A 13,169-nucleotide genomic window follows, 5' to 3' on the forward strand; every position below is an offset into this window, starting at 1 on the left:
GGTGCCTCACCGGAGGTGGTGCTGGGGGGAAGCGAGGATCGCCCGCGCGACGGCGGTGACGGCCCCGTTGAACGTCGCGTCGACCTTCGCACCGGCCGGGACGCCGGCCACGCTCAGGATCAGCGCCTTCTCCTTGGCGCTCAGCTTCTGGTGCACCAGCCGCTGGGCGAGCGCGTCCACGTACGCCCCGGCGGTCGCCGGCGGCCGGGCCACCAGGTTTTCGGCCGGCGTGAACGTGAACTCGGTGCGGTAGCCGGCGAGCAGGTCCCCGGCCTCGTTCCAGCCGCTGACCATCGTTCCGGCGGAGGTCCAGGCGACGTAGACGTCGGGGTAGCCGTCCGGGGTGGGCTGGCCCATCGGGTACTGGCCGAGCTGGCGCAGCTTGTCGTGGATCTGCCGCAGGCCGCGGGCGAAGGCGGGCCGTCCGCCGTCCTGCTTGAAGGCCGGCGACGCCTCGGGCCGGACGTTGAGGGTGCGGTAGGTGGCGATCAGGTACTCCATCGGCCGGCGCACCTTCTGCCCGACCGCGGCCCAGAACTCCGAGGAGCTGAACAGCGTCATCAGCAGGGGCTTCACCATGCCCTTGTTGACCGTGTACGTCTTGGCCAGCCGGTCCACCAGGGACTTCGGCGGGGTGTCCGAGACGAACCGGGTGGCCAGGCTGCGTGCCACGTACTGGGCGGTCGACGGGTGCAGGGCGATGTAGCGCAGGTAGGCGTCGATGGCCGCGTCGGCCTGCTTCGGGTCGTCGGAGGCGTTGGCGTGGGTGAAGCCGAGGATCTTCACCTTGCCCCGGTAGTGCTGGTTGGCGCGGAAGACGTACCTGCCGTCCTGGACGCCCCGCCCGGTCTGCAACAGGGCCGCCTGCCGCACGTCCTTCTCGGTGTATCCACCGTCGACGCCGACCGAGTACAGCTCCAGGTTCTCCCGGGCCAGGTTCTCGTTGACCGCGTCGGCGCGCGAGTCGTTCTGGTTCAGGTAGAGCAGCAGCGCCGGGTGCCGGTTCGCGGCGACCAGCATGTCCGGGTAGCTGCCCAGGGCGTGGGCCCGTACGACGTCCCGGTCGAAGGAGTTGCGGTAGGCCTCACCGCCGTCGAAGTCGGCGGCGACGTGCAGGAAGTCGTTCCAGAAGTCGACCATCACCTCGAAGAGCTGGCGCTCGGACCAGATCTGGCGGGCCAGCGTGGCGTCCACCATCTCCTTCTCCGGCTGCACGCCCCGCTCGTTGAGCTGGTCGCGCTGCTCGCGCAGCTGCTGCGGGCTCAGCTTGAGGCTGGGCAGCTCGGCGAGCTTCAGCTCGGCCGGGCTCGGCGCGATCTTCTCCGGGTCGAGCTGCCAGCGGATCCAGCCGTCGATGCCCATCCGCCGGATGTCGGCGAGCACCTTGGGCGTGGCGCCGAAGGTGGCCCGGCTGGCCAGGTGCCGGATCGGGTCCTTGGCCAGGACGGTCTTCACCGTCACCGGGGTCTCGGCGGCGGCGGAGGCCGGGCCGGAGAAGAGCCGGCCGCCGGTGGGGCTGTTCTTCTTCAGCACCGCCCCGGCCCGGGAGCCCATGTAGCTCTCGTTCTGCTCGGTGTAGGTGCGCACCCGGCTCGGCTGCTGGCCGCTGGGGCGGGCGGCGGTGCCGTCGGTGACGGTGGTGCCGGTGGCGTCGCCGGCGACCGTGCCGTCGTCGAAGAACCCGCGCACCGTCGGGGCGAGGGCCGCGCCGCCGGCCACCACGGCGGCGACGCCGCCGATGGTCGCCAGGGCACGCCGCCGGCCGGTGCGGCGGCCCGGCTCGTCGTCATCGTCCAGGGTGGGCAGTCCGGTGCCGGCCGGCTGGTGGAAGCTCTGCCGGCCGAGCCCTTCCGGGCCGACCCACTGCGGACCCCGGGCCGGCGGTGCGGCCGGGTACCCGGGGGTCAGGTCCCCCGGTCCCTGGTACTGCGGGGCGTACGGGTGTCGTCCGGGGTTCCCACCGCGGTCGTCCCACGGTCCACGCGGTGGCACGTTCTGGTCGGCCATGCACCAATCCCGATTTCTTGAAGGCGCCGACACGCTGCGACCGGAGCGGGGCGGAGAGTGCGGCGACTGTTGCCTGAGGGGGTTGCTACGGGAAAGTAACCAAGCGGTTGACCGGCCTCAAGACGGTCGGGAGCGGCCCACGACGGCACTTAAGACACCCCTCAACAGCAGGGAAGGTGAGGCCTTTTCACCCCGGCTGGGCAGGACCGCCCCGAGCAGGGCCGACACGCCCACGGACGACCTCGGCGTAACGTTTCCCGCGCACGTGGCGCTTGACGCGACGTTCACCGGCACAGTGAAACTTAAGGAAGGGATAAGCCTGTGCTGAACCGCCTCTGAGCAGGCCCCGAGCCGGTCGCGAAAGTAGCAGCGGCAGGAGTGCGTGAGCCGCCGCCGCAGCGGGTAAGCCGCCGAACCGCTGAAGCCGTGAGGGGAAGGCACCGCCATGCTCAGCAAAGAGGATCAGCGCAGATTCGAACAGATCACCCGGCACCTCCGGGAGAGCGACCCGAAGTTCTTCGCGAGACTCGACCATCGGGCGCGAGCCCGGCGCGGGCGCTGGCTGATGCTGCTCACGATCGTGCTCTGGGCGTCGCTGCCGGCGATGACCGTACTGGCCGGACGGCTGGCGGGGGCGATCTGTGCCGTGGTGTTGGCGGTCAACGCCGCGCTCATGTGGCGCTTCCGCCGCCGCTGGCTGTAACCGTGGCAGCCGGTACCCGCTCCATCCGGACACCGAGATCTTGGACAGTTGGCGTCCGCTCGGGACGGTAACTGTCCAAGATCCGGTGCTCCGGGCAGCTGCGTGGTCGAGTCCGTGGCCCGGTCGGCCGAACAGGGGCACCGCCGTGGCGTGCCGCCCGGACGGGGGCACCGCCCTGGCGTGCGGCCCGGAAAGGGACACCGCCCTGGCGCGTGCGGACCGGCCGGGGCACCGCGTCACGCGCCGCCGAAGCTCCGGTACCCGCGTCGCAGCCGCTCCAGCAGCCCGGGACCGCCGATCGCAGGGGCGGGCGCGCCGAGTTGCCGCAGCAGCAGTTCCGGGCCGGTCGCCAGGGTGGGCGGGCGGTCCGGCAGCGGCACCGGCGGCAGCCAGAACCGGTCCACCGCCTCGTCGAGCGGGGTCGCGGGCAGACCCGCGAGCACCCGCGCCGCACCGGCGGCCGGAGCGGCCTCGTCCGTCGGACCGCCCCGGGTGCCCGTCCGCGCGGCGGCCACTGCCGCGTCCGCTCCGGACGGCGCGGCGGCCACTGCCACGTCCGCTCCGGACGGCGCGGCGGTCGCGTCCAGCCCGGCGGCTGCGGCGCGCAGCGTACGCAGCCGGTCGAGCAGTTCGTCCCGGCTGCGGCCCCGCCAGTGCAGCAACTGGAACGGGTCCGCGTCGAACGCCTCGGCGAGCAGGTAGAACGTCGCGGCGAGGTGCTTGCAGGGCACCGCGAAGTCGGGGCAGCTGCACCGCTGGGTCAACTCGTGGACCCCGGCCGGGAAGAGCGGCGCGCCCGCGTCGGCGAACACCTGCTCCAGTTCGGCCGGGAGGTCACCGGCGAGCAGCCGGGCGCTGAAGAACGCCTGCCCGGCGAGGTCCCGCTCGACCGTGTCCCAGAGCGCCGCCGGGAACGGCGCCACCGCGATGGTGACCCGGTACGGCTCGGCCCGGGAGCCCTGCACGCTCGCCGTCACCCGGCCGGGCGTCACGTCGAGCCGGAGCACCTGGCCCCGCCGCGCGTACGAGCGGCCACGGGTGAGCCGGGTGCCGAGCGCGAACGACTCCAGCACCTCCAGGAAGCGCCGCGACCACCAGGACACGCCGATCGCGCCCCGGGTGCTGCGCGCCCTGAGCCCGCCGTCGACCCGGCGCGGACGGCCGAAGTCGGCGAACCGCCCCGCGCCCTCCGGGCCGCCACCGCCACCGGCCCCGGCACCGTCCGCGCGGGATCCGGTATCCGGGCCGGACGTGGAGTCCGGGCCGGACGTGGAGTCCGGGCCGGGCGTGGAGTCCGGGTGGTTCACTCGACCACCGCCCCGGCCTCCAGGGTGAACAGTTCACGCAGTCGGTCGGTGGACAGCTCGGTGACCCACTGCTCGCCGCTGCCCACCACCGAGGCGGCCAGGCTGCGCTTGTCGGCGATCATCGCGGCCACCTTCTCCTCCACGGTGCCGGCGCAGACGAACTTGCGGACCTGCACCCGCCGGCGCTGGCCGATCCGGAACGCCCGGTCGGTGGCCTGGTCCTCCACCGCCGGGTTCCACCAGCGGTCCACGTGCACCACGTGGTTGGCGGCGGTGAGAGTGAGCCCGGTGCCACCGGCCTTGAGCGACAGCACGAAGACCGACGGGCCGTCCGGGGACTGGAAGCGGGTCACCATCGCGTCCCGGTCGGCCTTGCCGACCCCGCCGTGCAGGAAGAGCACCTCCCGGCCGAAGCGGGCCGACAGATGACCGCGCAGCATCCCGCCGAACTCGGCGTACTGGGTGAAGAGCAGGGCCTTCTCCCCGGCCGCGAGGACCTCGTCGAGGATCTCGTCCAGCCGTTCCAGCTTGCCCGAGCGCCCGGGCAGGGCGGAGCCGTCCCGCAGCAACTGGGCCGGGTGGTTGCAGACCTGCTTGAGCCGGGTCATGGTGGCCAGCACCAGACCCCGCCGCTCCATCCCGTCGCTGGACTCGATCTTCGCCAGCATGTCGTCGACGATCGCCCGGTAGAGCGACGCCTGCTCGGTGGTCAGGTTGCAGACCACCTCCATCTCCAGCTTCTCGGGCAGGTCGGAGATGATCGAGGAGTCGGTCTTGAGCCGGCGCAGCACGAAGGGACCGGTCATCCGGCGCAGCCGGGCGGCCGTCTCCGCGTCGCCGTGCCGTTCGATCGGCACCGCGTACGACTGCTTGAAGCTGGACGCGGGACCGAGCAGCCCCGGGTTGGCGAACTGCATGATCGACCAGAGGTCGGCGAGGCGGTTCTCCACCGGCGTGCCGGTGACCGCGACCCGGTGCCGGGCCGGCAGCGACCGCACCGCCTCGGCCTGCCGGGTCGAGGCGTTCTTGATCGCCTGCGCCTCGTCCACGACGACCCGGTGCCAGGCCAGCGAGGCGAGCGCGACCGCGTCCCGGGCGGCCACCGAGTACGTGGTGAGCACGAGGTCGGCGGCGTGCACCGCCTCCTCGAACTGTGCGCCCCGGGCCCGGTCCGCGCCGTGGTGCACGTGCACCCGCAGCCCGGGAGTGAACTTCGCCGCCTCCCGCTGCCAGTTGCCGACCAGCGACATCGGACAGACCAGCAGGGTCGGCCCGGCGTCGGGCGGGTCCCCGGCGAGCAGGGCGAGCAGCTGCACCGTCTTGCCCAGCCCCATGTCGTCGGCGAGGATCCCGCCGAGACCGAGCGACTGCAGGAAGGTCAGCCAGGCCAGCCCGCGCCGCTGGTACGGCCGCAGGGTGCCCTTGAACGCGGGCGGCGGGTCGAGCGGGGTGAGCCGGCGCTCGGCCTCGCCGGCGAGCAGGTCGCCCAACGGGCCGTCGGCGCTCACCTCCAGCACCGGCAGCTCCTCGGGCCGGTCGCCCTCGGCGAGGCCGAGCCGGAGCAGGTCCGCGACGGTCAGCTCGCCGGCGGAGCGCAGCAGGCGCAGTCCGGCGGCGAGCCGCTTCGGGTCCAGCTCCACCCACCGGCCGCGCAGCCGGACCAGCGGCGTCTTCAGCGCGGCGAGCGCGGCCAACTCGTCGGCGTCGACCGTCTCGTCGCCGAGCGCCACCTCCCACCGGTAGTCGACCAGGGCGTCCAGGCCGAGCCCACCGGCGGCGTCGGCCACCGTGCCGGGGGCGGTCCGCCCGCGCGCCCGCAGCCGCGCGCCGAGCCGCGCCGACGGGCGCTGCCACCAGGAGGGCAGCAGCACCCCGAACCCGGCGGCGTGCAGCACCGGCGCGCCGTCGCGCAGGAACCGGTGGGCCCCCTCGGCGTCCAGCGCCAACTCCTCCGGCGTCGCGGTGCGCAGCGCCGCGTCCAGCTCCGGCCAGAGCCGGCCGGCCCGGCCCAGCTCGGCCAGGAGCGTCTCCTGCGGGCTGCCCAGCGGCCCGACCAGCGCGGGTACCGTCTCCGGCGCCCGCCACACCTGGCCGGCCCCGACGTGCAGGCCGGGCTCGTCGGCGGCCTGGAGACCGAACTCGACCCGCCACCGGCCGTCGCGGCGGACCACCGTGCCCGGGTCCGCCGGGACCACCACGAGCGGGTCGACGATCTCCTCGGCCTCCGGCTCGACCAGGCGGAAACTGGCCCGTACCGCGCCACCGGCCGCGTCGCGCTGCCAGGCGTCCAGTTCGGTACGCAGGGTGCGCAGCGCGTCGGGCTCGGCGGTGAACCCCCGGTCCGGGCCGGTCAGCGCCGTCAGCCAGCCGCCGACCACACCGTCGCGCCGGCCGCCCCGGGCCAGGTCGACGTCGGTGAGGGCGCGCCGGGCGGCGGCGTCGGTCAGGGCGTCCAGCGCGTCGGCGACCAGCGCCCCGGCGCCGTCGTCCCGGCCGGGGCGGGCACCGGTGCCCGCCGAGACGCCGGCGCCCGCCGAGACGCCGGTACCGGGCGGGAGCCCGACGGCGGCGGCGCGGGCGGCCGGGGGCAGGGCCAGCGCCAGCGACCGGGCCCAGCTCGCGTCGGCGCCGGTGAGCAGGGGTCGCCACACCGCCCACGCCGGCCGGTGACCGTCGGCCACGCCGGGGAGCCGCCACCGCCCGGCCGCCGCGTCCGGGTCGCCGGAGGTGGGTACGGCGACGCCGGTGGCGTCCGCGTCACCGGCCGCACCCGGCGCGGCGGCGGTGTGCACGTCCGCGCCGCCGACTGCGGCGGGTGTGGGGGTGGTCGCGCCGACCAGGGTGGCCGGCGACATCGGCGGCCGGTCGGCGAGGCCGGGCAGCACCCGCCCCCGGGCGACCAGGTCGACCGCGAAGTCGGCCAGCTCGGCGAGGTGACGCAGGGTGGCGCCCGGCACGGCCGGGCAGCCGTCGAGGGTACGCAGCAGGGCCAGCGCGTCGTCCGGGTCGTACGCGAGCACGGGAGCGCGCCACCCGGCGAGGGCGACCGGACCGCGCACCGGCTCGACGACGGTGGTCCGGACCAACTCGGGCGAGTCCAGCGGCGAGCCGGCGCGGGTGGGGAGGGTGAGCGGCAGGGACCCGGCCACCGCCGGGAGGTCGCCGAGCGCGGCGGCCAGCGTGGCGTGGTCGGCGGCGAACGGGTGCGGACGTTCGCGGGGCGCGCGGCCGGGCCGGCGCGGCGCGCGCGCCGGCAGTGCGCTGTCCTCGGCCCAGACGGCGAGACCGGCACCGACCAGCCACACCCCGTGGATGACCAGCACACTTCCCCCTCGTCGACGCCCGGGCCCAGGATAGGCGGCGCGGCCAGGCTACCGTCGGCGCCATGTTCGACCTCCTTGTGATCGGTGGCCTGGGTGTGGACCTGCGGGTGCACGTGCCGGCCATCCCGCCGCCGGCCGCCGATTCGATGACCGTCCCGCCGATCCGGGCCCGGATCGGCAACACCGGCGCCGGGGTGGCGCTGGCCGCGCACGCCCTCGGGCTGCGGGTGGCCCTGGTCGACGTGCTCGGCGCCGACCCGGCCGGCGCGGTGGTCCGGGCGGCGCTGGCCCGGACCTCGGTGCACACCGTGCTCGGGGACAGCCCCGGCGGCACCCGGCAGTCGGTGAACCTGGTGGACCCGGCGGGACGGCGGATGTCGCTGTACGACCCGGCCCCGTGGACGGGAGCGGACGCCCCGTTCGGCGACGACCGGCTCGCCGCGCTGGTCCGCGACGCCGCCCACGTGCACGTCTCGATCATGGACTGGGCGCGGGACCGGCTGCCGGTGCTGCGCGCGGCACTGCCCGACGGGGTGGCGCTCTCCACCGACCTGCACGACTGGGACGGGCAGAACCCCTACCACCGCCCGTTCGCCGAGGCGGCGGACCTGGTCTTCGTCAGTGGCGTACGGCTGGGCGACGACGCGCCCGCGCTCGCCGCCGCGCTGGCGCCCCGTACGGTGCTGGTGACCCGGGGCGCGGACGGCGCCGACCTGTACCCGGGCGACGGCACCCGTCACCACGTGCCGGCCACCGTGCCGCCCGCCCCGGTGGTCGACAGCAACGGCGCCGGGGACGCCTTCGCCGCCGCGCTGATCGCCGGTCGGCTGGCCGGCGGCACGGTGCCCGACGCGGCCGCGCACGCCGCCCGGGTCGCCGCCGCGGCCTGCACCCACGACGGCATGGAGTACCCGCCCGGCCTGCTGCCGACCCGCTGACCCGCCGCTGCGTGCACCCGTCCGGCGCGGCCGGTACGGGCTCAGACCGCGCCGGTCTCGCCGTCGGTCAGTTCGCGCAGGATGTCGGCGTGCCCGGCGTGCCGGGCGGTCTCCTCGATCATGTGGACCAGGATCCAGCGCACCGACACCTCGCCGAGCTGCGGCTGCCCGACGACGTGGTCCAGCGGGAACCGGGCGACCACCTCCCGGGAGCGGGCGCAGGCCGCCTCGTACGCCTCGACGAGGGACTCCAGGGTCTCCCCCTCGGCCAGGGCGAAACTCTCGGCCGCGTCCTCCTCGGTGGTCGGGAACCGCTCGCCGGGGGCGGGGGCGAGCAGGATCGGGAACCAGTTGCGTTCGATGATCGCGAGGTGCTTGACCAGGCCGGCGAGGGTGGTCGCGGAGGGCACCAGCCGGCGGGTGGCGGCGGCGTCGGTCAGCCCGCGCACCTTGCGCAGCACGACGGAGCGGTGGAAGTCGAGGAACGCCTCGAGGACGGCGCGCTCGTCGCCGGTGCGGGCCAGCACGGGCGCGAGAGTGGGGTCGATCGGGATCTCCGCCATCCCCGGACCCTAGTCGGCGGGCGGTCGGGCCCGCTGCCCCGGCAAACCCTGCGGACCGGCGCTGCGCCGGGCAGGATGGGCCCATGGCTTCAACGGTGAGGATTCCCCTGGTGGACGGCCCGGCCGACGGCGAGACGGTCGACGCCGAGTTGGACAGCAACGACCGTCCGCCGCTGACCCATCACCACCTGGGCGCGGAGGGGTTGGTCGACGCCCAGATCTACGAGCTGGAGTCGGTCGGCGAGCAGTGGTGCTACCGCTGGCGCGGCCCGGCCGTCTGACCCCGGCCGGCAGGGCGACGCGGGGCGGCCGGACCGGACGACGCGGGGCGATCGGGCCGGGAGGCGCGGGGCGGGCAACGCGAGCGGGCGGCGCGGGGCGGGCCGGTCACCCGGCCCGTCGGACGCGGGCGGTCAGGCGGCCATCCGGGCCAGGGTCCGGTTGCGCAGGCTCTCCAGCACCGCGCGGGTGACCTGGGAGGTGCCGCGGGCCTGCTCGCAGACGTCGGCGACGCGCCGGGCGGTCTCGTCCGCGCGGGACTCCCGTTCGTCCCAGAGCCGGTCGACCTCCGCGAGCAGCGGACCCTCCACCTCGCGTTCCACGCCGCGCAGCGCCGGCACCCCGAGCCGCTGGGCCAGGTCGAAGACCTTCCCGGCGTACGGCAGGGGCAGGAACGGGGTGCCCACCATGGCGGCGAAGATCAGGAAGTGCAGCCGCATCCCCACGGCCAGGTCGAAGTGCTTCATCAGGCCGAGCACCTGCCGGGGTGAGTAGTCACCGTGCAGGATCCGGCCCCGCTCGGCGGCGACCATGTGCGACAGCACGCCGTGCGAGTGCCGGATGTCGTCGCGTTCCATCGGCACGAAGAGCACGTACGCGTCGATCCGCTGCACCAGGAAGTCCCCGATCTGGGCGATCAGCCGGTGGTACCCGTCGACGTCGAGCCGTTCGGCGGCCCGGCCGGGCTCCCGGACGCTCAGCCCGACCAGGCGCCGGCCGGCCGGGACGCCCTCCTCGCGCAGCAGCCGGGCGGGGAACTCCTCCGGCTCCAGCAGGAACGCCGGGTCGGCGGTGACGGTGATCGGGTTGAGCAGGCCGGCCTCCTCCAGCACCATCCGGGACTCCTGGTCCCGTACGGTCACCTCGGTCGCCCCGGCCAGCGTCTCCCGGACCATGCCGCTGTCCACCCCGTCGTTGAGCGGCCCGACGCCGACCGCGTACGTCAGCAGGGGCAGTCCGCGTTCCTGGGCGACCCGGACGACCCGCAGGTAACGGCGGGCCTCCCTGTCGTAGAGGATGCCGCCGCCGCCCAGGATCAGCAGGTCGAGCTGGGCCAGCACCTCGGCGGAGTCGACCCGGCTGACGCCCTCCCAGGGCACCGCCTCCACGTCCGGGTGGGCGAGGGCGGTGTGGGCCGGGTTGCGGGAGAAGACGATGATCCGGGCGTTCGGCTCCTGCTGGCGCAGGTCGGCCAGGAGGCCGGTGAGGATCGCCTCGTCACCGAGGTTCCGGCCGCCGTACGAACCGAGCACACCGATGGTCAGTCCGGTGTCGTCCCTCATCCGTCACTCCTCCCCGGGTACGTCCGGGGCGGTTTCCCGCTGCGCGCCGGGCCATGCCTCAGCGGGCTGGGGCGAGCAGCCGGGACACCAGGGCCGACACCACCTCGTCCGGGTCGAATCCGGCGTCGATGGAGGTGCCGAGCAGGTCGAGCAGGAGCCCGTCCACCGCGTAGCGCAGCAGGGCCACCTCGAAGGCCCCGCCGGGCAGCCCGGCCGCGACGTGGAAGGCGACGTCGTCGCGGTACCCGCGGCGCAGCGTCTCCCCGAGGACGCGGGCCAGCCCGGGGCGGCGGACGGCCTCCAGCCGCAGCTCGATCAGCGCGCGGGTCAGCTCGGGCTGGGCGGTGGTCCGCTCGACGATGTAGCGCACGTAGTCGGTGACCAGTTCCAGGGAGGGCTCGCGGGCTGCCAGTTCGGCGAGCCGGTGCTCGTCCGGGGCGAACCGTTCCATGATCCGCTCGCCGAGCGCGCCGAGCAGCGCGTCCCGGGAGCGGAAGTAGTTCGACGCGGTGCCGACCGGCACGCCGGCCTCGGCGTCGACGGCGCGGTGGGTCAGGCCCCGCGCCCCGGTCGCCGCCAGCACCCGCAACCCCGCGTCGGCCAACGCCGCCCGCCGCTCCACGTTCCTCGCCACGACATCACCCTAGCGCAACCACGACAGATGTTGTAGTTTATCGACCACGACAGCAGTAGTGATTGAGGAGTTCGGTTGCGCAAGCTCGTGTACTACATCGCCAGCACCCTCGACGGCTTCATCGCCGCCCCCGACGGGTCGTACGACGACCTCCCGCTCCACGACGACGTCCGGGACCACCTGGTGGCGCACTGGCCCCAGACGTTCCCCACCTTCCTGCACGAGCACTTCGGCATCGACCGGCCCCAGGGCCGCTTCGACGCCGTGGTGATGGGTCGGCACACCTACGACCCGGCGCTGAAGGTCGGCGTCACCAGCCCGTACGCCCACCTGGAGCAGTACGTCTTCTCCCGCTCCCTGGCCCCGGCCGACCACCCGGACGTGGAGATCGTGGCCGGCGACCCGGTCGCGTTCGTGCAGGAGCTGAAGCGGCAGCCCGGCGGGGACATCTGGCTCTGCGGCGGCGGCCGGCTCGCCGGGCAACTGCTCGGCGAGGTGGACGAACTGGTGGTCAAGCTCCACCCGGTCCTGCTCGGCAGCGGCATCCCGATCGTCGACCGGGAGTTCGACCCGCGCCGGTTCCGCCTGGTGGAGACCCGCCCCTTCGACAGCGGGCTGGTCGTCCTGCGCTACCTCGCCAGGTGAGCCGGTTATCCGGTTGTCGGGCACCGGCGGGTCCACCACGGTGGACGGATGGGTGAGCCGACGAAGAGCCGGATCGGCTGGCGGGACCTGCCCGCCCACGTCCGGTCCGCCGTGCAGGAGATCCTCGGCGACCGGGTGGTCGACGCCGTCTCCCAGCCCGGCGGGTACTCCCCCGGCACCGCCGACCGGGTCCGCACCGCGCGGGGCGGGCGGGCGTTCGTCAAGGCGGTCTGTCCGACGTTGAACGCGCACAGCGTCACGCTGCACCGTGCCGAGGCGGCCGTCGCGGCCCGGCTGCCCGGGTCGGCCCCGACACCCCGGCTGCTGGGCCGCCACGACGACGGCGAGTGGGTGGCGCTGGTCTTCACCGACGTGGACGGGCGCCACCCGCGGACCCCGTGGCGGGACGACGAACTGGCCGTGGTGCTCCGGACGGTGCAGGAGCTGGCGGTCGCCCTCACCCCCAACCCGGTCCCGCACGTCCCGCCCGCCGCCGAGCGGCTGGCGACGGACTTCACCGGGTGGCACCGGATCGCCGCCGACCCACCCGCCGACCTCGACCCGTGGGCCCGGGCCCACCTGCCCGAGCTGTGCGCCGCCGCCGAACGGGGCCTGGCCGCACTCGACGGTGACACCCTCTGCCACGTCGACCTGCGGGCCGACAACCTGCTGCTCGACGCCGCCGGCACGGTCACCGTGGTCGACTGGCCGCACGCCTGCCGGGGCCCGGCCTGGCTCGACACCGCCCTGCTGCTGGTCAACGTCCTGCTGTACGGCGGGCACGACGTCGAGGCGCTGCTGCGCCGGCTGCCGCTCACCGCCGCCGTCGACCCCGACGCCCTGACCGGGGTCCACGCCGGGCTGGCCGGGTTCTTCCTCGACGGCGCCCGGCGACCGCCGCCGCCCGGCATTTCGACCGTCCGGGCGTTCCAGCGGGCCCAGGGCGACGCGCTGCTGCCCTGGGTACGCCGCCGGCTGCGCTGAACCGGGGCGCTCCTGTGGCAGGCTGGGACCGTCCACACCCCGAGGAGCCACAGGTGACCGCGACGGACATCCCACCGACGGTCGGCGCGCCGGCCACCCGCGCGTTGACCGCCGCCGGCTGGACCCGGCTCGACCAGCTCACCGGCGTCACCGAGCGGGAGCTGCGCGCCCTGCACGGCGTCGGACCGAAGGCGATCGGCGTGCTGCGGGAGGCGCTGCGGCAGCGCGGCCTGCGCCTCGCCGGGGAGGACGGCACCGCCTGACGGTCGCCCCGACCTGGACGTCGACCTGGCCGGCGTGGTCGCGCACCTCGCCGGCCGGGTCGCCGCTCCCGCCGGCGTCGCCCCGGCCCGGCCGGCGGGGTCGCCGATTCACGTCGGCCGGAGTCCGGCCCGCGCCGACCCGGGCGCAGGTTCGACCGGGGCGCACAGGGGCCCGGCGCATCTCGAACGAGGCGTCCGATGACCGCCAGCACCGCCGGCCGTCACCGACAAGGCTCGTTG

12 protein-coding genes are annotated in these 13,169 nt (G+C 75.1%); 6 read left to right on the forward strand and 6 right to left on the reverse strand.

Annotated features, from left to right (window positions below; translation table 11 throughout):
• Positions 1-6: 6 nt before the first annotated feature.
• Complete coding sequence (locus GA0070614_RS08470) at positions 7-2,007, reverse strand: DUF1800 domain-containing protein (protein ID WP_088975432.1); 2,001 nt, start codon at positions 2,005-2,007, stop codon at positions 7-9.
• A 445-nt stretch (positions 2,008-2,452) separates the two neighbouring features.
• Between GA0070614_RS08470 and GA0070614_RS08475 the strand changes: the two genes are divergently transcribed.
• Positions 2,453-2,710 carry a DUF3040 domain-containing protein gene (locus GA0070614_RS08475; protein ID WP_088975433.1) on the forward strand — a complete coding sequence of 86 codons (258 nt, stop codon included), beginning with the start codon at positions 2,453-2,455 and terminating at the stop codon, positions 2,708-2,710.
• A 236-nt stretch (positions 2,711-2,946) separates the two neighbouring features.
• On the opposite strand, the gene GA0070614_RS08480 is transcribed toward GA0070614_RS08475, so the two are convergent.
• A complete protein-coding gene (locus tag GA0070614_RS08480) occupies positions 2,947-4,017 on the reverse strand; it encodes an SWIM zinc finger family protein (protein WP_088975434.1) in 1,071 nt (356 codons plus the stop codon).
• Positions 4,014-7,340 (reverse strand): DEAD/DEAH box helicase, encoded by a 3,327-nt coding sequence (locus tag GA0070614_RS08485; protein WP_088975435.1) that lies wholly within the window; start codon positions 7,338-7,340, stop codon positions 4,014-4,016. Before GA0070614_RS08485 ends, GA0070614_RS08480 begins: the two co-directional genes overlap by 4 nt.
• Before the next feature lie 62 nt (positions 7,341-7,402).
• Here GA0070614_RS08485 and GA0070614_RS08490 point away from each other — a divergent pair, with 62 nt between their 5' ends.
• On the forward strand, positions 7,403-8,278 hold the full coding sequence (locus GA0070614_RS08490; RefSeq protein ID WP_088975436.1) for a carbohydrate kinase family protein: 876 nt from the start codon (positions 7,403-7,405) through the stop codon (positions 8,276-8,278).
• A gap of 41 nt (positions 8,279-8,319) precedes the next feature.
• Here GA0070614_RS08490 and GA0070614_RS08495 read toward each other — a convergent pair whose 3' ends face one another.
• Positions 8,320-8,841 (reverse strand): DinB family protein, encoded by a 522-nt coding sequence (locus GA0070614_RS08495; RefSeq protein WP_088975437.1) that lies wholly within the window; start codon positions 8,839-8,841, stop codon positions 8,320-8,322.
• Positions 8,842-8,924: 83 nt separating this feature from the next.
• Between GA0070614_RS08495 and GA0070614_RS08500 the strand changes: the two genes are divergently transcribed.
• Complete coding sequence (locus tag GA0070614_RS08500; RefSeq protein ID WP_088975438.1) at positions 8,925-9,122, forward strand: hypothetical protein; 198 nt, start codon at positions 8,925-8,927, stop codon at positions 9,120-9,122.
• A 132-nt stretch (positions 9,123-9,254) separates the two neighbouring features.
• Here GA0070614_RS08500 and GA0070614_RS08505 read toward each other — a convergent pair whose 3' ends face one another.
• Positions 9,255-10,403, reverse strand: a complete 1,149-nt coding sequence (locus tag GA0070614_RS08505; RefSeq protein WP_088975439.1) for a polysaccharide pyruvyl transferase family protein — start codon at positions 10,401-10,403, stop codon at positions 9,255-9,257.
• A gap of 58 nt (positions 10,404-10,461) precedes the next feature.
• On the reverse strand, positions 10,462-11,037 hold the full coding sequence (locus GA0070614_RS08510; RefSeq protein WP_088975440.1) for a TetR/AcrR family transcriptional regulator: 576 nt from the start codon (positions 11,035-11,037) through the stop codon (positions 10,462-10,464).
• 75 nt (positions 11,038-11,112) lie between these two features.
• Between GA0070614_RS08510 and GA0070614_RS08515 the strand changes: the two genes are divergently transcribed.
• Genes GA0070614_RS08515 through GA0070614_RS08525 form a run of 3 tightly spaced genes read left to right on the forward strand, consistent with a single transcriptional unit; the run spans position 11,113 to position 12,929 of the window.
• A complete protein-coding gene (locus GA0070614_RS08515) occupies positions 11,113-11,682 on the forward strand; it encodes a dihydrofolate reductase family protein (protein WP_088975441.1) in 570 nt (189 codons plus the stop codon).
• Between the two features lie 48 nt (positions 11,683-11,730).
• On the forward strand, positions 11,731-12,666 hold the full coding sequence (locus GA0070614_RS08520) for an aminoglycoside phosphotransferase family protein (protein WP_088975442.1): 936 nt from the start codon (positions 11,731-11,733) through the stop codon (positions 12,664-12,666).
• 53 nt (positions 12,667-12,719) lie between these two features.
• The gene (locus GA0070614_RS08525; RefSeq protein WP_088975443.1) at positions 12,720-12,929 is read left to right on the forward strand and encodes a helix-hairpin-helix domain-containing protein; all 210 of its coding nucleotides are present in this window, start codon (positions 12,720-12,722) and stop codon (positions 12,927-12,929) included.
• The last annotated feature ends 240 nt before the right edge of the window (positions 12,930-13,169 follow it).

Source organism: Micromonospora coxensis, from assembly GCF_900090295.1.
GTDB lineage: Bacteria > Actinomycetota > Actinomycetes > Mycobacteriales > Micromonosporaceae > Micromonospora > Micromonospora coxensis.